This is a genomic window from Limosilactobacillus coleohominis, assembly GCF_016901675.1.
Classification (GTDB): Bacteria; Bacillota; Bacilli; order Lactobacillales; family Lactobacillaceae; genus Limosilactobacillus; species Limosilactobacillus intestinavium.
Genome location: NZ_JACJKU010000225.1, coordinates 1 through 219 on the forward strand (window position 1 = coordinate 1; position 219 = coordinate 219).

The 219-nt window shown below is 39.3% G+C and carries 1 pseudogene; it reads right to left on the minus strand.

The annotated features are described in order from the left end of the window. A pseudogene (locus tag H5975_RS08610) lies at positions 1 to 219 on the minus strand (IS30 family transposase); the annotation flags it as partial.

The window sequence follows — 219 nt, forward strand, 5'->3', positions numbered from 1 at the left end:
GGAGAATAAGCGTGTGCGAAAAACATTGGCTTGTTTATCAAATCTTCGATTTGATGATAATTGGCAAATTCTTTCCCATGGTCAACAGTCAGTGATTTTAAATTGGCGCATAGATGACGGGCCAGTGTAATAATAGCTTTAGTCATTGATTGACTGTCACGCCCATCTAAACGTTGAACGATTGTTAAGCGGCTTAATCTTTCTGTGAAAGTAGCGACT